The sequence below is a fragment of the Pseudomonas sp. B21_DOA genome, from assembly GCA_030544685.1.
Taxonomy (GTDB): domain Bacteria; phylum Pseudomonadota; class Gammaproteobacteria; order Pseudomonadales; family Pseudomonadaceae; genus Aquipseudomonas; species Aquipseudomonas fluorescens_AO.
This window is the reverse complement of record CP086683.1, coordinates 2,562,086-2,586,243: the sequence shown is the minus strand read 5'-3', so window position 1 is coordinate 2,586,243 and position 24,158 is coordinate 2,562,086. Positions and strand designations below refer to the sequence as shown.

At 60.2% G+C, this 24,158-nt stretch carries 19 protein-coding genes and 3 pseudogenes; 14 read left to right on the top strand and 8 right to left on the bottom strand.

Going from position 1 to position 24,158, the window contains the following annotated elements; all coding sequences use genetic code 11:
* Nucleotides 1-532: 532 nt before the first annotated feature.
* From LJU32_11855 to LJU32_11845, 3 genes are all read left to right on the top strand, one after another.
* A complete protein-coding gene (locus tag LJU32_11855) occupies nt 533-1,849 on the top strand; it encodes a TolC family outer membrane protein (GenBank protein WKV90743.1) in 1,317 nt (438 codons plus the stop codon).
* 168 nt (nt 1,850-2,017) lie between these two features.
* On the top strand, nt 2,018-4,177 hold the full coding sequence (locus tag LJU32_11850; protein WKV90742.1) for a type I secretion system permease/ATPase: 2,160 nt from the start codon (nt 2,018-2,020) through the stop codon (nt 4,175-4,177).
* Between the two features lie 10 nt (nt 4,178-4,187).
* Nucleotides 4,188-5,549 carry an HlyD family type I secretion periplasmic adaptor subunit gene (locus LJU32_11845; protein WKV90741.1) on the top strand — a complete coding sequence of 454 codons (1,362 nt, stop codon included), beginning with the start codon at nt 4,188-4,190 and terminating at the stop codon, nt 5,547-5,549.
* Between the two features lie 144 nt (nt 5,550-5,693).
* On the opposite strand, the pseudogene LJU32_11840 reads toward LJU32_11845, so the two are convergent.
* A pseudogene (locus LJU32_11840) lies at nt 5,694-6,289 on the bottom strand (DTW domain-containing protein).
* Between the two features lie 6 nt (nt 6,290-6,295).
* Nucleotides 6,296-7,188, bottom strand: a pseudogene (locus LJU32_11835) (LysR family transcriptional regulator).
* Nucleotides 7,189-7,543: 355 nt separating this feature from the next.
* On the opposite strand from LJU32_11835, the gene speB reads away from it, so the two are divergent.
* From speB to LJU32_11815, 4 genes are all read left to right on the top strand, one after another.
* Complete coding sequence (speB, locus tag LJU32_11830; GenBank protein WKV90740.1) at nt 7,544-8,494, top strand: agmatinase; 951 nt, start codon at nt 7,544-7,546, stop codon at nt 8,492-8,494.
* Nucleotides 8,495-8,504: 10 nt separating this feature from the next.
* Nucleotides 8,505-8,936 (top strand): nuclear transport factor 2 family protein, encoded by a 432-nt coding sequence (locus LJU32_11825; GenBank protein WKV90739.1) that lies wholly within the window; start codon nt 8,505-8,507, stop codon nt 8,934-8,936.
* Between the two features lie 41 nt (nt 8,937-8,977).
* The gene (locus LJU32_11820) at nt 8,978-10,480 is read left to right on the top strand and encodes a cytosine permease (protein WKV90738.1); all 1,503 of its coding nucleotides are present in this window, start codon (nt 8,978-8,980) and stop codon (nt 10,478-10,480) included.
* A gap of 164 nt (nt 10,481-10,644) precedes the next feature.
* Entirely contained in the window at nt 10,645-12,024 is a 1,380-nt protein-coding gene (locus tag LJU32_11815) for a sodium:solute symporter (GenBank protein ID WKV90737.1), read from the top strand.
* A 428-nt stretch (nt 12,025-12,452) separates the two neighbouring features.
* On the opposite strand, the gene LJU32_11810 is transcribed toward LJU32_11815, so the two are convergent.
* Entirely contained in the window at nt 12,453-13,346 is an 894-nt protein-coding gene (locus LJU32_11810) for a LysR family transcriptional regulator (protein ID WKV90736.1), read from the bottom strand.
* Between the two features lie 103 nt (nt 13,347-13,449).
* Here LJU32_11810 and LJU32_11805 point away from each other — a divergent pair, with 103 nt between their 5' ends.
* Nucleotides 13,450-14,631: an MFS transporter gene (locus LJU32_11805; protein WKV90735.1), complete on the top strand. Its 1,182-nt coding sequence runs from the start codon at nt 13,450-13,452 to the stop codon at nt 14,629-14,631.
* On the opposite strand, the gene LJU32_11800 is transcribed toward LJU32_11805, so the two are convergent.
* The 3 genes from LJU32_11800 to LJU32_11790 all read right to left on the bottom strand — a co-directional run bounded on the left by LJU32_11800 (nt 14,579) and on the right by LJU32_11790 (nt 17,064).
* The gene (locus LJU32_11800) at nt 14,579-15,508 is read right to left on the bottom strand and encodes a DMT family transporter (GenBank protein ID WKV90734.1); all 930 of its coding nucleotides are present in this window, start codon (nt 15,506-15,508) and stop codon (nt 14,579-14,581) included. The genes LJU32_11805 and LJU32_11800 overlap by 53 nt on opposite strands.
* 282 nt (nt 15,509-15,790) lie before the next feature.
* Nucleotides 15,791-16,183, bottom strand: a complete 393-nt coding sequence (locus LJU32_11795) for a DUF2177 family protein (protein WKV90733.1) — start codon at nt 16,181-16,183, stop codon at nt 15,791-15,793.
* A 44-nt stretch (nt 16,184-16,227) separates the two neighbouring features.
* Entirely contained in the window at nt 16,228-17,064 is an 837-nt protein-coding gene (locus LJU32_11790) for a S1-like domain-containing RNA-binding protein (GenBank protein ID WKV90732.1), read from the bottom strand.
* A gap of 337 nt (nt 17,065-17,401) precedes the next feature.
* On the opposite strand from LJU32_11790, the gene LJU32_11785 reads away from it, so the two are divergent.
* The 3 genes from LJU32_11785 to LJU32_11775 all read left to right on the top strand — a co-directional run bounded on the left by LJU32_11785 (nt 17,402) and on the right by LJU32_11775 (nt 19,457).
* Complete coding sequence (locus LJU32_11785) at nt 17,402-17,590, top strand: hypothetical protein (GenBank protein WKV90731.1); 189 nt, start codon at nt 17,402-17,404, stop codon at nt 17,588-17,590.
* A gap of 203 nt (nt 17,591-17,793) precedes the next feature.
* On the top strand, nt 17,794-18,510 hold the full coding sequence (locus LJU32_11780; GenBank protein ID WKV90730.1) for a TorF family putative porin: 717 nt from the start codon (nt 17,794-17,796) through the stop codon (nt 18,508-18,510).
* Nucleotides 18,511-18,587: 77 nt separating this feature from the next.
* Nucleotides 18,588-19,457 carry a DUF6279 family lipoprotein gene (locus LJU32_11775; protein WKV90729.1) on the top strand — a complete coding sequence of 290 codons (870 nt, stop codon included), beginning with the start codon at nt 18,588-18,590 and terminating at the stop codon, nt 19,455-19,457.
* Nucleotides 19,458-19,580: 123 nt separating this feature from the next.
* Here the strand turns inward: LJU32_11775 and LJU32_11770 are convergent, their stop codons facing one another.
* A complete protein-coding gene (locus LJU32_11770) occupies nt 19,581-19,973 on the bottom strand; it encodes a transcriptional regulator (GenBank protein ID WKV90728.1) in 393 nt (130 codons plus the stop codon).
* 172 nt (nt 19,974-20,145) lie between these two features.
* On the opposite strand from LJU32_11770, the gene LJU32_11765 reads away from it, so the two are divergent.
* Both LJU32_11765 and LJU32_11760 read left to right on the top strand, forming a co-directional pair.
* Nucleotides 20,146-20,880, top strand: coding sequence for a thioredoxin family protein (locus LJU32_11765; protein ID WKV90727.1), 735 nt, complete (start codon nt 20,146-20,148; stop codon nt 20,878-20,880).
* Nucleotides 20,881-20,969: 89 nt separating this feature from the next.
* Nucleotides 20,970-21,233, top strand: a pseudogene (locus LJU32_11760) (hypothetical protein).
* A 59-nt stretch (nt 21,234-21,292) separates the two neighbouring features.
* Here LJU32_11760 and LJU32_11755 read toward each other — a convergent pair.
* On the bottom strand, nt 21,293-22,633 hold the full coding sequence (locus tag LJU32_11755) for a DEAD/DEAH box helicase (GenBank protein ID WKV90726.1): 1,341 nt from the start codon (nt 22,631-22,633) through the stop codon (nt 21,293-21,295).
* A gap of 191 nt (nt 22,634-22,824) precedes the next feature.
* Between LJU32_11755 and LJU32_11750 the strand changes: the two genes are divergently transcribed.
* On the top strand, nt 22,825-24,123 hold the full coding sequence (locus LJU32_11750) for a mechanosensitive ion channel family protein (protein WKV90725.1): 1,299 nt from the start codon (nt 22,825-22,827) through the stop codon (nt 24,121-24,123).
* The last annotated feature ends 35 nt before the right edge of the window (nt 24,124-24,158 follow it).

Here is a 24,158-nt window from a genome sequence, read left to right as displayed (position 1 = left end):
GCGAAGCAGCCCATGGCTCAATCGGGTTGCCGGGGGCGACGCTCGCACCCTCGACAGTTCGTTTCGCAGGCTTGGTTTGAAACGAATTGTCAGCGCTATCAAGCACTTGCCAACCCTGTTCAATCCATCGACCCACTAGCGCTACGTAACAGTGGTGAATCACCCGAGTGACAAAAATCTGTCGCTCATTCGCCGTTACGCGTCCCTCCCTTCAGCAGTACTTCGCAGTGTCTCGCAAAGTGAATGGAACTTTCCTCAAGCCTTTTCGAGCTCCCTAAAGCGCATAAAACAAAGGCTTTCGAGCTGAACAATGTGCTGCTTTTGAAAAACCGCATAAGTTTTTTTGGCATAAGCCTTATGAAAATTTTTTCTTAGCTACTCTCTAGGATGTTCTTAGCTCTGTTGTTACAAGAGTGAAACGCTTACACCCTAAAATTACGTCAAATAATTGGCGACGGTAACACAACATTGAGATCCAGGGAGATGCACCCATGCGCGTTTTAACCCCCTCTGCAGCGCGGTTTTGCTGGCCATGGCTTGCACTTCCCAAGCCCAGGCGATGAACCTCACCGAGGCGATTCAAAGCACCATCGCCACTCACCCGGAACTCGCTTCGCGCGTGGACGCCCGCCTGTCTGCGGACGAACAGGTAAAAGTGGCCAAGGGCGGGTTCTATCCGTCGGTCGATTTGAACGCTGCTTACGGGCGCGGCTACAGCGACAACACCAACACCCGCGCCTTCGGTAATCACAACACCGAAATCCTCAATTACACCCAGTCGGAGCTGCGCTTGCGGCAGATGATCTTCGACGGCTTCAACACCGCCAACGAGGTCGAGCGCACCAAGGGCGTGTCCAACTCGCGTGCCTACTACGCGCAAGGCACCGCGCAGGATCTGGCCCTGCGCACCATCGAGGTCTACCTCGAAGTGCTCAAGCGGCGTGAACTGGTGACGCTGGCGAAGAACAATTTGCAGGCGCACTTGCGCGTCAACGATCAGATCGGCCTGCGCACCGAGCGCGGCATCGGCAGTACCGCCGACTCCGATCAATCGGTCGCCCGTCGTGCGCTGGCGCAGAACAACCTCGACACCGCCGAAGTCGATCTGGCCGACGCCGAATCGAATTTCTATAGCGTGGTCGGACGCATGCCCGATGAGCTGGAAACCCCGGCCTCCACCCGTGGCGAACTGCCGCCGGACCTGCGTGAAGCGCAGCAGAGCATGGTCGACAACAACCCGTACCTGAAATCCGCCCAGGCTGACGTGCAGTCCGCCGAGAGCCAGTACGAAGTGGCCAAGTCGCCGTTCTATCCACGCTTTGACGCGGAAGCGGCAGTCGGCGCCAACAACAACGTGCAGGGCGATGAAGGCCACGACAACGAATGGCGTGTCGGTGTAGTGATGAACTACAACCTGTTCCGTGGCGGCAGCGACAAGGCACGCCTGGCGGCCAATGCCCACGACATCAACCAGGCGATGGACATTCGCAACAACGCGCTGCGTCAGCTCAACGAGAACATTCGTCTGGCCTGGAACGCCATGGAAAACGCCAAGAAGCAGACGCCTACCGCTCGCGAATATGCCGAAACCACCAAACGCGTACGCGCCGCTTATCAGGACCAGTTCGGCCTCGGCCAACGCACCCTGCTCGACCTGCTCGACAGCGAAAACGAGCTGTACAACGCCAACCGTCGCTACACCGAAATCCGCTACACCGAGGAATACTCGATGTACCGCGTGCTGGCGAACATGGGCCAGTTGCTGAGCAAACAACGCGTGGTGCTGCCGGCCGATGCGATTGCCACGACCGAAGTGAAAAACCAGGCGCGCCTGCCCGAGTTGAAATAGCCCCTCCGGGACCTGCCGAAGGCTGCGATCTCTGATCGTTCCCACGCGCAGCAAAGGAATGCAGCCCGTGACGCTCCGCGTCACTGGACGCAGAGCGTCCCTGGAGGCATTCCCCGCAGAGCGTGGGAACGATCCGATAACCGAGCCCGTTCAACAGAGGCAATCACTATGACCAGCATGGAACCCGGCGCCACCGGGGTCGATCCGCGCCTGAGCTTCGACGATCCGTTACTCGACGGTCTGCTGATCCTCTGCAAACTGCATGGCGCCACGGTCAGTCGTGCCAGCCTGAGTGCCGGGCTGCCCCTGAACAAACAACGTCTGAGCCTTGATCTGCTGCCCCGTGCAGCAGCGCGGGCCGGATTACAGGCGCGGTTGTTGCGCCGTGACCTGAAAGACATTTCGCCGCTGAACCTGCCGATCCTGCTGCTGCTCAACGACGGCCGAACAGCGGTGCTGCGGCGTTTTGGCGAGGATGGCAAAGCCCTGCTGCTGCCCAGCGAAGCCGACGGCGGCGAGCAATGGGTCAGCCGCGAAGAACTCAACGAGCACTACAACGGCCAGGCCTTGTTCGCCCGTCCGCGCCACGAACTCGAAGACCTGCGCGCGCCGCTGGTGCCACGAGTAAACGCATGGTTTCGCGACACACTGAAGCTGTCGAAATGGCTGTACAGCGATGCGATCCTCGCCAGTTTCCTGATCAACCTGCTGGGCCTGATGGTGCCGCTGTTCGTCATGCAGACCTACGATCGCGTGGTGCCCAATCAGGCGACCTCGACGCTGTGGGTGCTGTCGATCGGTTTGCTGATCGGCACCGGTTTTGAATTGGTGCTGCGCGTGGTGCGTGCGCACCTGCTCGACACCGCCGGCAAGAAAACCGATGTGATCCTCTCGGCAACGTTGTTCGAGCGCATCACCGGCATGTCGATGAAAGCGCGGCCAGCAACCATTGGCGGCTTTGCCCAGAGCATTCACGATTTCCAGGGCCTGCGTGAATTTCTCACTGCCGTGACCCTGACCAGTCTGATCGACTTGCCCTTCGTGGTGTTGATGCTGGTAGTGATCGGCCTGCTCGGCGGCTGGCTGGTGGTGATTCCGCTGCTGGCGTTTCCGATCACGATCGTCTTCGCCATGGCGATTCAGGTGCGCCTGCGTGACACCGTGCAGAAAAGCCTGAGCCTCGGCGCCGAGCGTCAGGCGGTGCTGATCGAAACCCTCGGCGGTCTGGAAACCCTCGAGGCCTGCGGCGCCGAAAGCGAGCGCCAGCACAAATGGGAAAGCACCCACGGCGCCCTCACCCGCCTCGACAGCCATGCGCGCAACCTGTCGGCGCTGGCCACCAACGGCACGTTGTTCATCCAGCAGTTTTCCGGGATGGCGACGATTGTTGCCGGGGTCTACAGCATCATCGCTGGCAACCTCAGTGTCGGCGCGCTGGTCGCCACTTACATGCTCGGCAGCCGCGTGCTCGCCCCGCTCGGCCAGATCGCCGGGCTGATCACCCGCTACCAGCAAGCGCAACTGACCATGAAAAGCACCGACGCGCTCATGGCGCTGCCGCAGGAACGCGACGGCAAACAACGGCCACTGGAACGCACGCAGCTGCAAGGCGCACTGGACGTCAGCGGCGTGACCTTCCACTACAACGGCCAGAACGCACCGGCGCTGAGCGAGGTCAGCTTCAGCCTGAAACCCGGCGAGCGGGTCGGCATCATCGGCCGCAGCGGTTCCGGCAAAAGTACTTTGGCGCGATTGGTGATGGGCTTCTACGAAGCGGAGGAAGGCCAGTTGCTGCTCGACGGCCTCGATCTGCGCCAACTGGACGTGGCCGACCTGCGCCAGCAGATCGGTTATGTCGCCCACGATCTGCCGCTGCTGGCCGGCAGTCTGCGCGACAACCTGACCCTTGGCGCGCGCTACATCAGCGATTCACGCATGCTCGAAGTCGCCGAACTGACTGGCGTCACCGAACTGGCGCGGCAACACCCGCAAGGCTTCGACCGACCGGTGGGCGAACGCGGACAACTGCTATCCGGCGGCCAACGCCAGGCGGTGTTGCTGGCGCGCGCGCTACTGCTTGATCCGCCGATCATGCTGCTCGACGAACCCACCAGCGCCATGGACAACAGCAGTGAAGATGCGCTGCGGCAGAAACTGCATGGCTGGGTGCAAGGCAAAACCCTGCTGCTGGTCACCCACCGCACCTCGATGCTGAGCCTGGTGGACCGGTTGCTGGTGCTGGACAACGGCCGGGTCGTCGCTGACGGCCCGAAAGAAGCGGTCATCGATGCACTGCGCAAGGGCCGTGTCGGCTCGGCGGCGGTCTAGGAGTTACGCCATGCCTGCTTCCTCCGATAGCAACAAGCGCGGTTACTTCGACAGTTTCGGCAAAAGCGCCGAAGCCGAGTTCATGCCGGAAACCGCCGGCGCAGCATTGCAGGATTCGCCGCGCAAATCGCGGATCACCGTGTGGCTGGCGGCAGCGCTGCTGATCGCCGCCCTGGTCTGGGCGAAATTTGCCGTGCTCGAAGAAGTCACCATGGGCGAAGGCAAGGCGATTCCGTCAAGCAAGGTTCAGGTGATCCAGAACCTCGAGGGCGGCATCGTCACCGAGATTTTCGTTCGCGAAGGCCAGATGGTCGGCAAGGGTGACACCCTGCTGCGTCTGGATGACACGCGCTTTCGCTCGAACAAGGGCGAAAGCGAGGCCGACCGTTACGCGCTGACCGCGCAGGTCGAACGGCTGTCAGCGGAGGCCGAGGGACGTCCCTTCAAGCTCTCCGCTGAAGTGATTGCCAAGGCCCCGCAAGTCGCCGAGGACGAGCGCTCGTTGTACGAGCAACGTCAACGGCGCCTGGCCAGCGAACAGCGCACCCTCAGTGAACAACTGCGGCAGAAAACCCAGGAACTGGCGGAGTTTCGTTCCAAGCAAGGCCAGTTCAGCTCCAGCCTCGCGTTGCTGCAACAAGAGATGAACATGTCCGAACCGCTGGTGAAAACCGGCGCTGTGTCACCGGTGGAAATCCTCCGCCTCAGACGCAGTGCCGTGGAAATTCGTGGTTCGCTCAACGCCACCACGCTGGCGATTCCCCGCGCCGAATCGGCCATTGCCGAGATCCGCAGCAAGATCGACGAATCCGAGCAGACCTTCCGTTCGGAAGCGGCCAAAGAGCTGAATGAGAAACGCACCGACCTGTCAAAAATCACCGCTTCGAGCATCGCCATCGACGACCGCGTCAGTCGCACTACAGTGACGTCGCCGGTGCGTGGCGTGATCAAGCAGATGAAGGTCAACACCATCGGCGGCGTGGTCCAGCCGGGCAGCGACATGGTCGAAATCGTGCCGCTGGAAGACAACCTGCTGATCGAAGCCAAGGTCCGCCCGCAAGACGTCGCGTTCCTGCATCCGGGCCAGAAAGCCATGGTCAAGTTCAGCGCCTACGACTACACGATTTACGGCGGGCTGAGCGCCAAACTGGAGCTGATCGGCGCCGATACGATTACCGACGACAAGGGCAACAGCTTCTATCTGATTCAGGTGCGCACCGACAAGAATCACCTGGGCGGCGACGTGAAACCGCTGCTGATCATCCCGGGGATGGTGGCGACGGTGGACATTATTACCGGTGAGAAAAGCGTCTTGGATTACCTGCTCAAACCGGTGTTGAAAGCGCGGACTGAGGCGATGCGCGAGCGCTAGTCACCTCCGGATTTTGTGGTGATTTGACTGGCCCTATCGCTGGCAAGCCAGCTCCCACAGAGTCCGTGTCGACCACAAAACCTGTGGACACCTCAGAACCTGTGGGAGCTGGCTTGCCAGCGATGGGGTCAGCAACAACAACGACTATTTTTCAGCATGATTACGCTGGAAAGTCTCCTCCCCATCGCCGCAATCTGCCCTTCGATCAGCGCTTCAAACGGCTTGAGCAACGGCGCAAACGTCGTCGGTGCTTCGAGGATTTCCAGCGCCTGCACAATGGCCTCGATAGTCGACAACGCCCCAGGCCCCGGTGCCTTGCGCAAGCGATAACGCGACACGCCACCCTCGGCCAGGGTCACCCGTGGCAGTGCTGCCAGCAGCGGATTGAGGTGCAGCATCTTGCGCGCTTTGCGCCAGGTGCCGTCCGGGACGACCAGCAACATTGGCTGATCATTTGGCGCGTAAACCTGCAACGGCTGCGCATCCTCAGCCGGGAACAACAAGCGCGCCTGATAACCCGGCCGGTTCAACAGCGTCGGCATATCCTCGAACACCTCGCCGACAATCAGCTCGGCATTGGTCAAACCCAGAGCCGCCAGCCGCGCGGTGTTAAGCGCATGATTGACCTCGCTCGGATGCTGCAGCAGCAATACCCGCGTGCGGCTGTCGAGGCGAGGGATCAGCGGGCACAGGCAATGGGATTGGGGGCGCAGGCAGCGCGGGCATTGTGGTCGGGACATTTTTTCTCAAGCCTGATTGAGTTGCGCTTTGAGCAAATCGCGGAAGGTCTGGATCAATGGTTCGCGACTGCGGCCCTGCGCATGATCATCGAAAACGGTGCCTGATAACCGAAGGTCGCCGGCAGCAGAACACGCAAATCACCCTTGTCGGCCCAGGCCTGCGCGTAGTGTTCCGGCAGATAACCGATGTAGGCGCCGGAGAGCACCAGAATCAGCTGCGCCTCCATGCTTTCCACGGTGGCGGCGCTGTGTTTGAAACCGTGCCGGGCCAGTTCCGCCTGACTCCAGTAACCGCGCCCGACCATCCGTTGCTGAGTGATGACCTGCTCGGGAATGCGCCGCTCGTTGAACAGTGGATGGCGACTGCTGCAATACAGCCAGTGCTGCTCGCGGTACAGCGGCATGTAGACCAGACCGCTCATGCGCGTGGAAAACGCACCGATCGCCAGATCGAGGCGATTGTCCTGCACGCCGAGTTGCAACTCATAAGGGCTCATCACCGACAGGTGCAAATGCACCGCCGGGTGTTCCTGACTGTAGGCGCCGATGGCTTCGGCAAACGGCAGAGCCTTGTCGCTGACCGTGGAATCGATCACCCCGAGGTTGAGCGTGCCGCGCAGTTCGCCCTTGAGCGCGGCGGCGTATTGCTCGAAGCCTTCAAGCTCGGCGAGCAGGCGCAGGGTTTCCTGATGGAACAGCTCGCCCTTGCTGGTCAGGCTGAACCCGCCGCGCCCGCGATGGCACAGCACCAGACCGAGCGCGGCTTCGAGCTGGCTCATGTAGGTGCTGATCGCCGAGGTCGACAGGTTGAGTTCCTGCTGCGCATTGGCAAAACCCTGATGACGCACGACGCTGACGAAGATGCGCAAGAGTTTCAGGTCGGGTAAAGCGTTGGCCATGCGGCTCTCCAAACATCTGTCGAACACTGATGACTTTGTGGTGAGGGGATTCATCCCCGACCGGCTGCGAAGCAGTCGTAATTCGATGCACGCGGGGTGCCTGATGAACCGAGCCGCAGGAATTGGGGCGGCTTCGCCACCCTTCGGGGATAAATCCCTCGCCACAGGGGGTCAACACCTGAGGCGGAGTCTATCCCGGGGCTTGGCATTAGTTTAGAAAAATCTGAACTAAGTTTTTGCCCGTAGCGATTCTTCCCCGCCACTACATTTCGCATCATCGGCCCCACAGCGGCGTCCGAACCTGTGCTCAACGGCGCGCCGGCATAAATAAAACAAAGACGATGAGGCCCTACCCGTGGACAAGATTCTTCACCAACCACTGGGCGGCAACGAAATGCCGCGCTTCGGCGGCATCGCCACCATGCTCCGACTTCCCCATGTACCGACCGCTGCCGGTCTGGACGCTGCCTTCGTTGGCGTGCCGCTGGACATCGGCACTTCGCTGCGCCCCGGCACCCGCTTCGGGCCGCGCGACATCCGCACCGAATCGGTGATGATCCGCCCGTACAACATGGCCACCGGCGCCGCGCCGTTCGACTCGCTGTCGGTTGCCGACATTGGTGACGTGGCGATCAACACCTTCAACCTGCTCGACGCCGTGCGCATCATCGAAGAGGCCTACGACAATATTCTCGAGCACAACGTCATCCCGATGACCCTGGGTGGCGACCACACCATCACCCTGCCGATCCTGCGCGCGATTCATAAGAAGCACGGCAAGGTAGGCCTGGTGCACATCGATGCCCACGCTGACGTCAACGATCACATGTTCGGCGAGAAGATCGCCCACGGCACCACGTTCCGTCGTGCCGTCGAAGAAGGTCTGCTCGATTGCGATCGCGTGGTGCAGATCGGTTTGCGTGCCCAGGGTTACACCGCCGACGATTTCAACTGGAGCCGCGATCAGGGCTTCCGCGTGGTCCAGGCCGAAGAGTGCTGGCATAAATCGCTGGCGCCGCTGATGGCTGAAGTACGCGAGAAAGTCGGCGGCGGTCCGGTGTATCTGAGTTTCGACATCGACGGCATCGACCCGGCCTGGGCGCCCGGCACCGGCACCCCGGAAATCGGCGGCCTGACCACCATTCAGGCGATCGAAATCGTCCGTGGCTGTCAGGGCCTCGACCTGATCGGCTGCGATCTGGTAGAAGTCTCGCCCGCTTACGACACCACCGGCAACACCTCGCTGCTGGCCGCCAACCTGCTGTACGAAATGCTCTGCGTACTGCCTGGCGTGGTTCATCGCTGAGGGTCGGGTCATGCACGCACATGATCAGGTTTTGCACGCGGCCGCCGAGTTGGTCGCCGCGTTTGCGCGTAACGATCGCGAAGCTTATTTCGGGGCTTTCAGCGCCGATGCCAGCTTCGTTTTCTACACCCTCGACCAGCCGTTGCTGTCGCGCGATGCCTATCAGGCATTGTGGGACCGCTGGCGTGCCGAGGAGGGTTTCGAGGTGCTGTCGTGCACCTCGAGCAACGCCTTTGTCAGCCTGCAGGGTGACGTGGCGGTTTTCATCCATGACGTGGCCACCGAGCTGCGCATGCAAGGGGAGCAACACTTCAGCCAGGAGCGCGAGACGATTGTTTTCCGAAGACAAGCGTCGAGCCTAGAACAACAAGGCCTATGGCTGGCCTGTCACGAACATTTGTCCGCAATGCCGGAAGGGCTGCCACCCCTTAGCCAATGGTGACGCTCACGCACGATGAGCGCGCCTGATGATCGGAGCAGATCATGAATAACAACAACAACGAAAAAAGCCTTAGCAGCATCGAAACAAACGGGGTCGAACAGATCCCGGATCATGAGCGCGACGCCCGACCCAGCGACTTGTTTCGCTTGATCTTCGGCGGCGCCAATACGTTTGCCACCGCTGTGCTCGGTAGTTTCCCGGTGCTGTTCGGCCTGTCGTTTCAGGCCGGTGTCTGGGCAATCGTTCTGGGCGTGGTGGTCGGTGCGCTGATCCTCGCGCCGATGGGCCTGTTCGGTCCGCTCAACGGCACCAACAACGCCGTGTCTTCCGGTGCGCACTTCGGCGTGCACGGGCGGATCGTCGGTTCGTTCCTGTCGTTGTTGACCGCGATCGCGTTCTTCTCACTGTCAGTGTGGAGCTCGGGTGATGCGCTGGTCGGCGGCGCCAAACGCCTGGTCGATTTGCCGGAAACCGACCTGACCCTGGGCCTGGCCTACGGTCTGTTCGCGCTGCTGGTGCTGACCGTGTGCATCTACGGTTTCCGCATCATGCTGTGGGTCAACCGCATCGCCGTGTGGGCCGCAAGCCTGTTGTTCCTGCTCGGCATCTTCGCCTTCGCCCCTGCATTTGACAGCCAGTACGCCGGCAGCGTGGCGCTGGGTCAGGCCGGGTTCTGGGCGGCATTCATCGGCGCGGCACTGGTGGCGATGAGCAACCCGATTTCCTTCGGTGCGTTCCTCGGCGACTGGTCGCGCTACATCCCGCGTGAAACGCCGAAAGGCCGAATCATGCTGGCGGTGATCGCCGCGCAACTGGCAACGTTGATTCCATTCCTGTTCGGCCTCGCCACCGCCACCATCGTCGCGATCAAGGCGCCGGACTACATCGCCGCGAACAACTATGTCGGCGGCTTGCTGGCCGTGTCGCCGAGCTGGTTCTTCCTGCCGGTGTGCCTGATTGCGGTGATTGGTGGCATGTCCACCGGCACCACGTCGCTGTATGGCACCGGCCTGGACATGTCCAGCGTGTTCCCGCGCGTGCTGTCCCGGGTCAAGGCGACCTTGCTGATCGGCGTGCTGTCGATCGCCTTCATCTTCATCGGCCGTTTTGCGGCGAACCTGGTTCAAAGCGTGGCGACCTTCGCCGTGCTGATCATCACCTGCACCACCCCGTGGATGGTGATCATGATCATTGGCCTGCTGGTGCGGCGCGGCTTCTACTGCCCGGATGACCTGCAAGTGTTCACCCGCGGCGAACAGGGCGGACGCTACTGGTTCAGCCACGGCTGGAACTGGCGCGGTCTGGGGGCGTGGATTCCGAGTGCGCTGGTCGGCCTGTGCTTCGTCAACCTGCCGGGGCAGTTCGTCGGCCCGCTGGGCGAACTGGCCGGTGGCATCGACATCAGCTTGCCGGTGACATTGGGCCTGGCGTCGGTGGTGTATCTGACGCTGCTGCGCTTGTTTCCCGAGCCTCGGGAAGTGTTTGGGCCGAGCGATGTGCGCAGTGAAGCCGCCATAAAACCTCAACTGCGTCAGGCCGCCTGATTAAACACAAGACCCTGTAGGAGTGAGCCTGCTCGCGAAAGCGATCTGTCAGTCACATCTTTGTTGAATGTGCGTGCGTCTTCGCGAGCAGGCTCGCTCCCACAGGAAAGCCCTGCAGAACCCATTTGCCTCACCATAAAAAAGACAATCGGAGACACGCCATCATGGCTTTGGATTTATTCGTCGTACTCATTTATGCCGCTGCGATGCTGATTCTCGGCTACTACGGCATGCGCAAGGCCAAGACCCACGAAGACTATCTGGTGGCCGGGCGTAACCTGGGGCCGTCGCTGTACATGGGCACCATGGCAGCAACCGTCCTCGGTGGCGCGTCCACCGTCGGTACGGTGCGTCTGGGCTATGTTCATGGCATTTCCGGTTTCTGGCTGTGTGCGGCACTGGGCTGCGGCATCGTCGCGCTGAACCTGTTCCTCGCCAAGCCGCTGCTGAAGCTCAAGGTATTCACCGTTACTCAGGTTCTGGAGAAGCGCTACAACCCAATGGCACGCACCGCCAGTGCGACGATCATGCTCGCTTACGCGCTGATGATCGGCGTGACCTCGATTCTGGCGATCGGCACTGTGCTGCAAGTGTTGTTCGGTTTGCCCTTCTGGATCTCCGTATTGCTGGGCGGCGGTATCGTGGTGATTTATTCAACGATCGGCGGCATGTGGTCGCTGACCCTGACTGACATCGTCCAGTTCGGTATCCAGACCGTCGGCCTGATGTTCCTGCTGTTGCCGATCTGCCTGTACCGCGTCGGTGGCTGGGATCAACTGGTCGCGCAGCTGCCGGCGGCCAGCTTCAACTTCACCAGCATCGGCTGGGACACGATCATCACCTACTTCATGATCTACTTCTTCGGCATCCTGATCGGCCAGGACATCTGGCAGCGGGTGTTCACCGCCAAAAGCGAAAAAGTCGCCAAGTACGCCGGCACTTCAGCGGGGATCTACTGCATTATCTACGGTCTGGTCTGCGCCTTGATCGGCATGGCTGCGCATGTGCTGATTCCGGATCTGGACAACGTCAACAACGCCTTTGCCGCCATCGTCAAAGTCTCGCTGCCTGACGGCATCCGTGGCCTGGTGATCGCTGCCGCACTGGCGGCGATGATGTCCACCGCCAGCGCCGGCCTGCTCGCCGCGTCCACCACCCTGACCGAAGACCTGCTGCCGAAACTGCGCGGCGGCAAACAGTCCAACGTCGCGGTCAGCCGTCTGTTTACGCTGCTGACAGGGATCGCGGTGTTGGGGATTGCTCTGGTCGTCAACGACGTGATCAGCGCCCTGACCCTGGCTTACAACCTCTTAGTCGGCGGCATGCTGATTCCGCTGATGGGCGCGATTTTCTGGAAGCGTGCGACTACCGCCGGGGCGATCAGCGCGATGACGCTGGGCTTTATCACGGCGCTGGTGTTCATGGTCAAGGACGGCATGGACGCGAACACGCCGATCTATTACAGCCTGGGTGTCAGTCTGGTGAGCTTTGTACTGGTCAGCCTGTTCTCGCCACGCCCGGCGACCGTGGCAACGGCGGTGTGAATCGGCTGTAACGACTTGATGTTTTCTTCAGCGGGTGTGGCGTCGGAGGCCACACCCGTTTTTTCGCTTGGCGAAAGCAAAGATCGCAGCCTCCGGCAGCTTCTACAAACTGTAGAAACTGTCGACGGCTGCGATCTTGAATTCTCTGATCGGAGCTATTAACGCCGACGTGGCTGGCGCCGACGCTGTTCGTCGTCCGTGCGAATCGGTACCGGTTGCAGAGGCGGTTCGATCAAACCGAGGGCAACTCCCAAATCGTGCAGCCAGTTCTGGATTTTCTCTTTCATCGTCATGCCCCTTCAGGGTGGTGCTGAGCGGCCGGAATTCTGAGGCCGCTTCGCACTGATAATAGTCCGAAGTCCTACGCAATGCTCGGCCAAATCCGCAATGATCTGTTACTGAATTGAACAGAAACTGTTGCGATTGGTTCACGCTGTTTCACGCACTTCATGCAAAGCCACGGGATAGACCGCTTGCTGCACGTCGATCCAGGCATTCAGGTTGGCCCCGGCCATACCCTTGCGCCACATGAGCCATGTTGTCGCAGCCGCGAACGGCTCGGCCAACGGATGCACCCCGACGCTCTCTCGACCCGGCAAACTGGCGAGCATCGACTCGGCCATCAACGCCACACCGCTGCCGGCGATCACACAGGCGAGCATGCCCTGATACGACTCGATCTCCATCGGCCGGCCCATCGCCGCATGGTAATGAGAGAACCACGCTTCCAGGCGCATGCGATAGGAACAGCCTTGGCGAAAGGTGAACACCGCACGCCCTTCCACGTCCCGCGCGCTGCGTACCGGTGGATGATCGATTTCAGTGATCAGCACCAGCCGCTCCTCGCACAGCGGCACGCCATCGAGCCCGGCCAGTTCCAGCGGTCCGTCGACCAATGCCGCGTCGAGGCGGCCGGTGAGCAACCCTTCGAGCAATTCCCCGGTCGGCGCCGATTGCACCTGCAAATTCACCATCGGGTACTGCTTGTGATAGCGCGCCAGCAACGCCGGCAGATGGATCGCCGCCGTGCTGTACATGGTGCCCAGCACGAAGTCGCCGGCCGGTTGCCCGCCCATCACCGCCGCACTGGCCTGATCGCGCAGAGCGAAGAGCTTGCCGGTGTAGTCGAGCAGGACCTTGCCCGCCGGCGACAACTGCAAGCGCTGCCGTTCGCGGACGAACAGCTCAACGCCCAGTTGCTCCTCGAGCTGTTTCAGGCGCGTCGACAGATTCGATGGCACGCGATGCAGACGCTCGGCGGCGCGGGTGATCGAACCTTCCTCGGCGACCGCCTGAAATATCCGCAGTTGGCTGAATTCCACCTGCTTTCTCCTGAACAGAACAAGTTACTCACTATTATTCAATTTTAAAGAAAGTCAATCGATCTTAGCCTGACGGTCATTGATCCTTGAAGGAAGCCCGACCATGTCGCCGCTGATTCGCTTGTCTGCTTGCTTTGTTGCCCTGATGTTGGCCATGGGCATCGGCCGATTCGCCCTGACGCCGCAAATGCCGCATCTGCTCAGCGAAGGGCAGATCGACCTCACCGCTGCCGGTCTGATCGCGGCGGCCAACTACCTCGGCTATCTGCTGGGTGCGGTGGATGCGATGTTCGCCCAGCGGTCGCAGCAGGTGCAGCGACGATTGCATGGCGGGCTGTGGCTGTGCGTGCTGCTGACCCTGGCTTCGTTCTGGGCCAACGGTTTCTGGTCGCACTTGCTGTTGCGTTTTGGCACCGGCGTGGCAAGTGCCTGGGTGCTGGTGATGATCACTTCACTCAGTCAGCCGCTGGCGGCGGCCACGGGTCGTCCGCGCTGGGGTGCTCTGGTTTTTGCCGGGCCGGGTCTGGGGATTTTTCTCACAGGGCTGCTGGCGCTGATCTCACACCGTTTGCAGCAGACATCGGCAACCCTGTGGCTGATTTATGCGGCCGCCGCGTTGCTGATGATGCTCGGCGTCTGGCGGTTGTTGCCGCAGCCCGCAACGGTAATGAAGACGACGATCGCCCCGGCGACTTCAGCGAACCGAGGCATTGGCCGGCTGGCGCTGGTGTACGCGCTGTACGGCATCGGCTACATCATTCCGGCAACGTTCCTGTCGCAGATGGCCAATGCGCAATTTGATGGCCAGTGGCAGGCGGATCTGTTCTGGCCGTGCTTTGGCCTCGGCGCGGCGATCGGCGTGTGTCTGGTGAGTCTGCGTCGGCATGATCCCGAAACCACTCGGCATTGGCTGATGGCGACGCTGTGGCTGCAAGCGGCCGGAGTATTCGCCTGTCTGCTGGGCAGCGGCCTCGGCCTGGCGTTGGGAGTAATCCTCTGCGGCACGCCGTTTCTGGCCTGCATGCAACTGGTCATACAGCGTTCGCGAGAGCTGGCGCCCCACGCCACCCAGCGCAACGCCGGGATGCTCACGGCATGCTTCGCCGTCGGCCAGCTGAGTGGCCCGTTGCTGGCGGCGCTGAGCAGCCATTTCAGCGGCGGTTTGCAACCGGCGCTGCTGATCGCCGGCGCCGGCCTGTTGCTGGCCGGCGCGCTGGCGAGGCAGGCTAAGGCTACTGGCCCAGCGCCTTGCGCAAACGCCGACGCAGCCACTGTTCGGCGCTGACGAAAGTGATGCCGAGCAGCACCAGTACGGCGCCGATGACGAAGTTCACGCTCAACGCTTCACCCAGCAGGAGTACGCCGAAGGTCACGCCGAACAACGGCGTCATGAACGAGAACACCGCAAGGTTCGCCGCCAGATAACGGCGCAGCAGCCAGAACCACACCAGGTAACTGAAGAACGACACCACCAGCCCTTGGAACAGCACACTGGCCACCGCCACGCTGGTCAGGCTGACGTGGGTGATCTGGCCGCTGAACAACGCTATCAACAGCAGACCGATGAAACCGACCATCAGCTGATAAAACAGGGTCAATGTCACCGGCGCTTCCGACAGTCGCGAGGCGCGCACCACCACGGTGGTCGCGCCCCAACAGGCGCCGGCCAATACGCCGAAGGCATCGCCCAGCAGCATGCGCCGATCAAGGTTGTCCCACGACACACCGCCGGCGAAGGCAATCGCGATGCCGATGAACGCCAGCAGAATCCCCAGCCATTGCAACGGGCGCAAACGCTCGCTGGCCAGCAGGAAATGCACGCCGAGTGCAGTGAAGATCGGTGCGGTATAGAGGAACACCGACATATGCGCGGCGGTGGTCAGTTGCAGGCCTTCGGCGATGAACAGGAACTCCAGACCAAACAGCGCACCGGCCAGCAAGCCGCCGCGCCAGGTGCTGCCGACCTGATCCCAACCGCCCTTCCAGCAGATCAGCAAACCGACCAGCAACGCAGAAATCCCCGAGCGCCCCGCCGCTTGCATCACCGGCGCGATGTCCGTTGCCGCCCACTTGATCAGGACTTGCTGCACACCCCAGATCAGGCACAGGCCGATCATCACTTGCAGGGCAAAACCGTCGGCATTGCGCCGTTCGGCACTCACCGCATCACCTCGAACACACACAACATGGCAGGCCATCCATTGGTCAGAAAACAGTGTCGGGGATTATCAATCAGATGCGCAGAGAAAGGCGTCTGAAAAAGACCTTTATTTGGTCAGTGGCGTCAGCGCTGAATGGTTGACGGCTGCGCCGTCATTCGCGGGCAAGCCCGCTCCCACAGGGGATTTGTGGTGGAAGTGGAATTTGTGAACGACGGGAATTCATTGTGGGAGCGAGCCTGCTCGCGAAGAGGCCAGCATTGCCAACGCAACTGAAAGATCAGCTCACGCAAACCGCTTCGCCACCAAATAACCTACCGTGCAAGCAACTGCAGTCGCCACTATCCCCCACGCCCAATCCATCAAACTCACCTGCACCGACCAGTCGCGCAAGGTCGCCCAATTGGTCAAGTCATAAGTGCCGTAGGCCACCAGCCCCAACAGCGCACCCAGCTTCGCCGCCCTCTGCCAGCTCAGCGCCGGCAACACCACGAACACCACGCAGCCAATAACGTACAGGCAATAAAAAACCGCTGCGGGCAACAGCAGCGGTTTTTCCAGCATCAGCGAACCGAGCAGTTCGCGATAGGTCGGCGCCATCAGCAGCCCGAGCCAGATGCCATCGAGCAGCAGAAACGTCAGTAGCGTTGCGACGTAAGCGATCAGCGCCTTTTTCATCGATCCAACCTCTTGTGTGGCCTGCAACATGGGCCACTCAAGGCTCAGGTTAGTTCAATGCGATCGGCGTGAATGACGATCTTGCCTTCCTTGTACAGCGAGCCGATGGCTTTCTTGAAGTTGCCCTTGCTGACGCCGAACAGGCTGCTGATCAATGCCGGATCGCTCTTGTCACTGACCGCCAGGGTGCCGTCGTTTTCGCGCAACTTGCCGAGAATCTTCGAACTCAGGCTGCTGGCCGCTTCCTGGCCAACCGGTTGCAGGCTCAGGCTGATCTTGCCGTCGGCGCGCACTTCCTTGATGAAGCCTTTCTCGCGCATGCCCGAACGCATGAACTTGAAGATTTCATTCTTGTGAATCAGGCCCCAGTGCTTGTTGTTGATGATCGCCTTGAAGCCCATGTCGGTGGCTTCGGCTACCAGCAGATCAACTTCCTGGCCCGGGCTGTAAGTAGCCGGGGTTTTGTCCAGATAACGATCGAGGCGTGCTGTGGCGGTGATGCGGCGCGTGTGTTTGTCGAGGTAGACGTGCACCACGCAATATTCGCCAGCGGTCATCTGGCGCTTTTCTTCCGAGTAGGGCAGCAACAGATCTTTGGGCAGGCCCCAGTCGAGGAACACGCCGATGCTGTTGACTTCAACCACTTTCAGGCTGGCAAATTCGCCGACCTGAACTTTCGGTTTTTCCGTGGTGGCGAGAAGTTTGTCTTCACTGTCCAGATAGATGAATACGTTGAGCCAGTCTTCATCTTCGCTGGGAATATCTTTAGGGATATAACGGTTGGGCAAAAGAATTTCGCCATCGGCACCGCCGTCCAGATATAAACCGAAGTTAGTGTGTTTGACCACTTGCAAACTGTTGTAACGCCCGACTAAAGCCATTTCCGAAACCCTCAATACGTGGGCGGCATTCTACCCGTTTTTGCCGCCAACGTCGGGCGACAGATCCTCGCAGCGGAAAATCTGCGTCAACCTGTTGATTTGCTTGAGCACTGCCCGACGAGGTGCCGCTCGTCAGTCCGCCCAAGCGGCTTGCGGCTGCGCCCGATCGCCTCGTCGCGCGCACATGTTCTTATTTAAAACAGCAGCTTAGCGGCATATTTAAAGTATCGAACCGGCAATAATGCAGCGCTGGGGTTGGTTATTCCGGGGATATTTACCAAGCTATTGTCAAGTTATTCCTGTACGATGCCTGGCCGAGTTACTTTTCTAAAGGTTAATGGCCGCCATGCGTGTAAAAGCATCCACCAGCAAAGCAAAGCCAGCTCCAGCCGTTGAAACCAGCGAATCGATCAACGATCAGATCGCAGCATTCCTCAAGTCCGGCGGCGAGATTCAGCAAATTGCCAAAGGCGTCAGTGGCCAGACATTCGGCCCGTCCAAGCAGATCAGCCTGGGCAAGAAGTAATACCAGTTTCACCCCGTCCAGAGGCGCTTTGAGCTTCGAAGCGCCTGGACTGGCACCGCGCAACACCCCTTCGCCTTAAACTAAAATTCCCGAAAATCGACGAACGGCCATCAATGCCGGGCATTCGCCGGTATCCTTGCACGCGTCTAGATCAAGCGTTTCAGCAGGCCTTCGCCCTGCGCTCGCGGTTCATGGAGTGACGCATGCGCCCATTTCCCTGTTTATTGTTCGTCAGCCTGCTGTCAGGCACGACCGCGCACGCGCAGGTTTTTCAGGGTGAACTGGGCGACTTCGATCTCAAGCTTGGCACCACGCCCAGCCGCAGCATGGCCCAGGGTCTGGTCAAACCGGCGGCGGTCGGCTCGTTCCACGGTGGCCTTGATCTGAGCCACGACAGCGGCGTGTATTTCGGCCAATACGCGCCGAGCATGGGCATCAGCCCGGGCAAGAACCTCGAGATCGATTCCTACGTCGGCTTCAAGCAGCCGTTCGATCAGGTGCTCGGCTATGAAGTCGGGATGATCCATTACAGCTATCCCCGCGTGGACACCCTCGACAGCCAGGAGCTGTTTGGTGGCCTGACTCTGCTCGGCAGTCGCTTCGGCATTGCCCTGAGCAACGACCCGGATAAACAGAACAACACCTTGTTTGCCGACCTCACTGGCAATCAGCCGTTCGGCATCGGCGTGAGCATGAAATACACCACGCACCAGTTGAATACACCGGCGGCGGTGGACGGTGGCTATATCAGCAGTTTCACTGATTGGTCGGTGAAACTGTCGCGGCCGTTCATGGGCGTCGATCTTGATCTGATCTACAGCGACTCCAGCCTCAGCGGCAGTGATTGCTCGGCCTATTCCGGGCACAACAGCGAGTGCGACGGCCTCGTCACCCTCAAGGCTGTACGCACGTTCTATTGATCGGCTGAACTGCCGCGCGCATCCTGCATCACATAAGAATCAGATTTCCGACGCCAGGCTCTCGCAAGGATTTGCCCATGTCTCGCTGGTTCAAACAGATTGCCGCCCTGCTGATCTTCACCCTCGCCCTCGGCGCTTGCAGCCGCGTTGGCCTGGCCTACCGCAACCTCGACGTGATTATCCCGTGGTCGCTGAGCGATTACGTGGACATGAACGGCGAGCAGAAAGACTGGTTCAACGAACGCCTCAAGGAACACCTGAGCTGGCACTGCACCACGCAATTACCGGGCTACCTCGACTGGCTGGACCGTTTACAGGCCATGGTCGAAAGCAATCAGGTCACCGACGCCGCCTTGCAGGAACGCACCGCCGAAGCCAAGCAGGCCATCGCCGACACCGCCCGGGAAATCACCCCTTCGGCCATCGTGCTGCTGCAAGGCCTGGACGATAAACAGGTGGCAGAAATGAACGACGCGTTTGCCAAGGATTTGCGCAAACGCCAGCAGGAATACGTGAAACCGCCGCTGGCCCAGCAGATCAAGGAACGCGGCGAGCGCATGGAAAAACGCCTGAACGATTGGCTAGGCCCGCTCAGTGACACGCAGAAACAACGCGTCGCGGCCTGGACCAACGCCTTGGGCGACCAGAACACTCAATGGATCGCCAACCGCGCGCACTGGCAGCAACAGTTCAGCGCCGCCGTTGCGCAACGCCAAAGCGCGGAATTCCCACAACGCATCGAGACACTTCTGGTCAATCGCGAGCGGTTGTGGACAGCGGATTACCGCAAGGCCTACGCCAACACCGAAGCCCAGGCGCGCTCGCTGTTTGTCGACTTGATGGCCGAGAGCACGCCGCAACAGCGTGAGCGCTTGTTGAAGAAAATCGAGGGCGTGCGCAAGGACTTCAATGACCTGAAGTGCCTGAAGGCCGCGCAGAAACTTTGAATAAACCAATGGCCCATTGTGGGAGCGAGCCTGCTCGCGAAGGCGGAGTGTCAGACAGTTCAAATGTCACTGACAGACCGTTTTCGCGAGCAGGCTCGCTCCCACAGGGCGGATTTCACTGGCTCAGGCGATTTGAGCCTTTGAGGCGACTTCATCAAACGTCACCTCATTCAGCGCATCCTCCTGCTCATCCAGCACCTGACGCGGATGGTCGTTGCCGGGGATGCTGCTGTCGATCAGGCTCAGCAGGCTGGAGCCGCGCGGGGTCAGAATGAAGTTGTTGCCAGTACTACCCTCGTGATCCGGCCGCGGCTCGATGAATCCGCGCTCCAGCAAGAGCTTTTCATAATCACAGGCCAGGGATTTCAAGTGATCGAGATTGTCGATCGGCTCGCCGGCGCTGGCTTTCTCGGCCGCATGGTCTTCGGCATAAGCGCGGGGAGCGAAGCTGTGGCCAGCGCTGTTCTGCACTTCATGCAGCAAACGTTCAATCAAATCCCAGTTATAAGTCGTCATCCTGATCCAACCTCCGGTGCGGGTGATTTTGTGCCGCTTTCAAGGTTGTGACCGAAGCGCTGCGCAGCCGTTCAGCAGTATTTCCGGACCCGACCGACCGGCGGCTGTCGATTCCCTCGCACGATGAACGACTAGGCTGAAACAGCCGGTTCAACCCGCAGGAGACATCGTCATGAACGTTACAAACCATCCGGTGGTATCACGCGAAGAATGGCTCGCCGCCCGCCAGCAGCATCTGGCCCACGAAAAAGCCTTCACCCGGGAACGCGATCGCCTCAGCGCCGAGCGCCGCGCCCTGCCGTGGGTGAAAGTCGACAAGGACTATCATTTTCAAGGGCCGAACGGCGAGCTCAAGCTCAACGACCTGTTTGGCAACAACAGCCAGTTGATCATCTACCATTTCATGTTTGCCAAAGGCTGGGAGCAGGGCTGCCAGGGCTGCTCGTTCCTCAGTGACCACATTGATGGCGCCAACCAGCACCTGGCCCATCACGACGTCGCGGTGGTTGCAGTTTCCCATGCGCCATTCAACGAGTTTCAGGACTTCAAAAAGCGGATGGGCTGGAAGTTCGACTGGGTCTCGTCAGAAGGTTGCGATTTCAATTACGACTTCGGCGTCTGCGCCCGGGCTGAAGACGTCGCCGAGGGCAAGGCTACCTACAACTACGAAAAGACCGACAGCGCCGAGGAAGAAATGCCGGGGCTGAGCGTGTTTTATCGCAACGCGGATGGCGACGTATTCCACACCTATTCCACTTATGCCCGAGGACTGGACATGCTGGTTGGCGCTTACCACTATCTGGATCTGACGCCCAAGGGCAGGAATGAAGGCGAGATCATGGAATGGGTGCGGCATCATGATCGGTATAACGGTGCGACGAAGTCGGGCTGCTGTCATGCCGATTGAGCGCAACGCTGCCTCCACAGTTTCTGAACTTTTAACAGGCTTCAGCCCTCAACCGGTTAACCCGCCTTAACCGGAACTGAGGCCTGCCCATGAAAACCCTGATCAAGCTGTCTCTCGCCGCCACCCTTGCCTGCGCCCTGCCCGTCTGGGCCTGCACGCCGGAAGAGGCGACGATCAAACGCGAACAACTGGCCAAGGAAGTCTCCAAGCTCACCGAGCAGAATCCGGAAAAAGCCAAGGAGATTAACGCCGAGCTGCAGAAAATGGATCTGGGCACGGCCAGTGCGGATCTCCCAGACAAATGCCAGTTGATCGATCAGCGTCTGAAGGAACTGGGGTCGGCAGAGAAAAAGCCGACAGTTGAGGCGAAAAAACCGGACAATGTCCGGTTTTTTATATGCGCTGCTAAAGCTTACTCAGCCGCAGGCTCGGCTGGCTTACGACGCTTGAGCGGGGCCATGCCGTCGCTGCTGACCAGAGAATCCGGCTTTGGACGGTTGACGCTCTTGCGCTTGGTCGGCGTCTTGGCGGCGGTTTTCTTCTTGTCGCCCTTGGCGTCGGTCTTTTTCTTCTTCACGCCGACGGCTTTGCCCGAAGCCTTGACCTTTTTCGGCCCGCCGTAGGTGCCTTTGACTTCCTTGATGGTGCGGCGCTCGAAGCTCTGCTTCAGGTAGCGCTCGATGCTCGACATCAGGTTCCAGTCGCCGTGGCAGATCAGCGAGATCGCCAGGCCATCGTTGCCGGCACGGCCGGTACGACCGATGCGGTGCACGTATTCGTCGCCGCTGCGTGGCATGTCGAAGTTGATCACCAGATCCAGACCGTCGACGTCCAGACCACGGGCCGCAACGTCAGTGGCGACGAGGATCTTCACGCCGCCCTGCTTCAAACGATCGATCGCCAGTTTGCGATCCTTCTGGTCTTTCTCGCCGTGCAGCACGAACGCTTTGTATTCCTGAGCCACCAGACGGCCGTAGATGCGGTCGGCCATGGCGCGGGTGTTGGTGAAGACGATGGCCTTCTGGTAGGTCTCGTTGGCCAGCAGCCAGTTCACAATCTGCTCTTTGTGCTGATTGTGGTCGGCGGTGATGATTTGCTGACGAGTCGTCGAGTTGAGCTGGCTGACCGCGTTGAGCTGCAGGTGCTCCGGGTTGTTCAGGACCTTGGCGATCATCTCGCGCAGGCCGGAACCGCCGGTGGTGGCGGAGAACAGCATGGTCTGCTGACGGTTCGGGCACTCATCGACCAGACGCTGCACGTCCTCGGCGAATCCCATGTCGAGCATGCGGTCGGCCTCGTCGAGCACCAGCACTTCGACTTCTTTCAGGTCGAGGTTGCCAGCGTTGAGCTGCTCGATCATCCGCCCCGGAGTGCCGATGAGGATGTCCGGCACTTTGCGCAGCATTGCGGCCTGGACTTTAAAGTCTTCGCCGCCAGTGATCAGGCCGGACTTGATGAAGGTGAACTGCGAGAAGCGTTCGACTTCCTTCAAAGTCTGCTGGGCCAGTTCACGGGTTGGCAGCAGGATCAGCGTCTTGATGCTGACGCGGATCTTCGCCGGGCCGATCAGGCGATTGAGAATCGGCAGGACGAAAGCGGCGGTTTTGCCGCTACCGGTTTGCGCCGTCACCCGCAGATCACGCCCTTGGAGCGCCAGCGGGATGGCCGCGGCTTGCACTGGCGTTGGCTCGACAAATTTCAGCTCGGCCACGGCTTTGAGCAGGCGTTCGTGCAGGGCGAATTGGGAAAACACGGGTGCTACCTCGAAGATATGCAAAAAAACAGCTGCATAGGTTACCGGTTTCGAGCGCTCAGGCCGAGTTTCTTTGTGCAAACGGCGACAATCAGTGGTTTTTTTGTTGCCCGATTTGTCACTCGCTGCAATACACAGCGTTTTAAATGCTCTAATCGGCCCTCGCGTCTTACAGAAGAAACGTTTCGCTCATGGATATCAAACAGCTCTGGCTCAAAGCCCAAGGCCTCTGGGGCACGCTCGAAGAGCACCCACTTCTGCAATCGGGACTGGCGCTGTTGGTGCTGCTGGTCATCGCGCTGGTGCTCGGACGAGTGGCCCGTTATCTGATCCTGCACGCCAGCCGCATGCTCGGCCGCCAACCGGCGCTGCACTGGATCAACGATTTTCGCCACAACAAGGTGTTTCAACGGCTGGCGCAGATGACGCCGTCGCTGGTGATCCAGTTCGGCCTGCACCTGGTGCCGGAGCTGAGCAAAAACGCGATGAATTTTCTCGGCAACGTCGCCCTGGCCTTCACCATCCTCTTCCTGCTGCTGGCGGTCAGCGCCCTGCTCAACGCCCTGCTCGACATCTACGCACGCACCGAACACGCTCGCACCCGCTCGATCAAAGGCTATGTGCAGTTGACGAAAATGGTCTTGTACGTGTTCGGCGCGATCATTATCGTCGCCACCCTGATCGACCGCTCGCCGCTGTTGCTATTGTCCGGTCTGGGTGCGATGTCGGCGGTGATTCTGTTGGTCTACAAGGACACGCTGCTGTCGTTCGTCGCCAGCGTGCAGCTGACCAGCAACGACATGCTGCGGGTCGGCGACTGGATCGAGATGCCGCAAGTCGGCGCCGATGGCGACGTGGTCGACATCACGCTGCACACGGTCAAGGTGCAGAATTTCGACAAGACGATCGTCTCGATCCCGACCTGGCGGCTGATGTCCGAGTCGTTCAAGAACTGGCGTGGCATGCAGCAATCGGGCGGTCGGCGGATCAAACGCAGCCTGTTCATCGATGCCAGCGGCGTGCGCTTCATCCGCGACGACGAGGAAGAAAAGCTCTCGCAGGTGCACCTGCTGACCGACTACATGGGCCGAAAGAAAGCCGAGCTCAAGGCCTGGAACGAAGCCCAGGGCAATGTCGCAGCCATGTCGGCCAACCGCCGCCGCATGACCAACATCGGCACCTTCCGCGCCTATGCGCTGGCGTATCTGAAGAGTCATCCGGAGATTCAGCCGAACATGACCTGCATGGTCCGGCAGATGCAGACCACCGCGCAGGGCATTCCGCTGGAAATCTACTGCTTCACCCGCACCACGGTGTGGGCCGATTACGAGCGGATTCAGGGGGATATTTTTGACTACCTGCTGGCGGTGTTGCCGGAGTTTGGGCTGAGCCTGTATCAGCAGCCGAGCGGCGGGGATTTGCGCGCAGGCTTGCTGCCAGCGGTGTTGGGCTCGGCGAGTATTCCGCAGCCGGAAAAACACCTGATGTAACCCAAAGATCCAATGTGGGAGCGAGCCTGCTCGCG

Excerpts from the sequence above, each read along its gene's own strand:
- LJU32_11855 (WKV90743.1), top strand. The coding sequence starts at position 533 with ATGGCTTGCACTTCCCAAGCCCAGGCGATGAACCTCACCGAGGCGATT.
- LJU32_11850 (WKV90742.1), top strand. The coding sequence starts at position 2,018 with ATGACCAGCATGGAACCCGGCGCCACCGGGGTCGATCCGCGCCTGAGC.
- LJU32_11845 (WKV90741.1), top strand. The coding sequence starts at position 4,188 with ATGCCTGCTTCCTCCGATAGCAACAAGCGCGGTTACTTCGACAGTTTC.
- LJU32_11825 (WKV90739.1), top strand. The coding sequence starts at position 8,505 with ATGCACGCACATGATCAGGTTTTGCACGCGGCCGCCGAGTTGGTCGCC.
- LJU32_11820 (WKV90738.1), top strand. The coding sequence starts at position 8,978 with ATGAATAACAACAACAACGAAAAAAGCCTTAGCAGCATCGAAACAAAC.
- LJU32_11815 (WKV90737.1), top strand. The coding sequence starts at position 10,645 with ATGGCTTTGGATTTATTCGTCGTACTCATTTATGCCGCTGCGATGCTG.
- LJU32_11805 (WKV90735.1), top strand. The coding sequence starts at position 13,450 with ATGTCGCCGCTGATTCGCTTGTCTGCTTGCTTTGTTGCCCTGATGTTG.
- LJU32_11795 (WKV90733.1), bottom strand. The coding sequence starts at position 16,183 with ATGAAAAAGGCGCTGATCGCTTACGTCGCAACGCTACTGACGTTTCTG.
- LJU32_11790 (WKV90732.1), bottom strand. The coding sequence starts at position 17,064 with ATGGCTTTAGTCGGGCGTTACAACAGTTTGCAAGTGGTCAAACACACT.
- LJU32_11785 (WKV90731.1), top strand. The coding sequence starts at position 17,402 with ATGGCCGCCATGCGTGTAAAAGCATCCACCAGCAAAGCAAAGCCAGCT.
- LJU32_11780 (WKV90730.1), top strand. The coding sequence starts at position 17,794 with ATGCGCCCATTTCCCTGTTTATTGTTCGTCAGCCTGCTGTCAGGCACG.
- LJU32_11775 (WKV90729.1), top strand. The coding sequence starts at position 18,588 with ATGTCTCGCTGGTTCAAACAGATTGCCGCCCTGCTGATCTTCACCCTC.
- LJU32_11770 (WKV90728.1), bottom strand. The coding sequence starts at position 19,973 with ATGACGACTTATAACTGGGATTTGATTGAACGTTTGCTGCATGAAGTG.
- LJU32_11765 (WKV90727.1), top strand. The coding sequence starts at position 20,146 with ATGAACGTTACAAACCATCCGGTGGTATCACGCGAAGAATGGCTCGCC.
- LJU32_11750 (WKV90725.1), top strand. The coding sequence starts at position 22,825 with ATGGATATCAAACAGCTCTGGCTCAAAGCCCAAGGCCTCTGGGGCACG.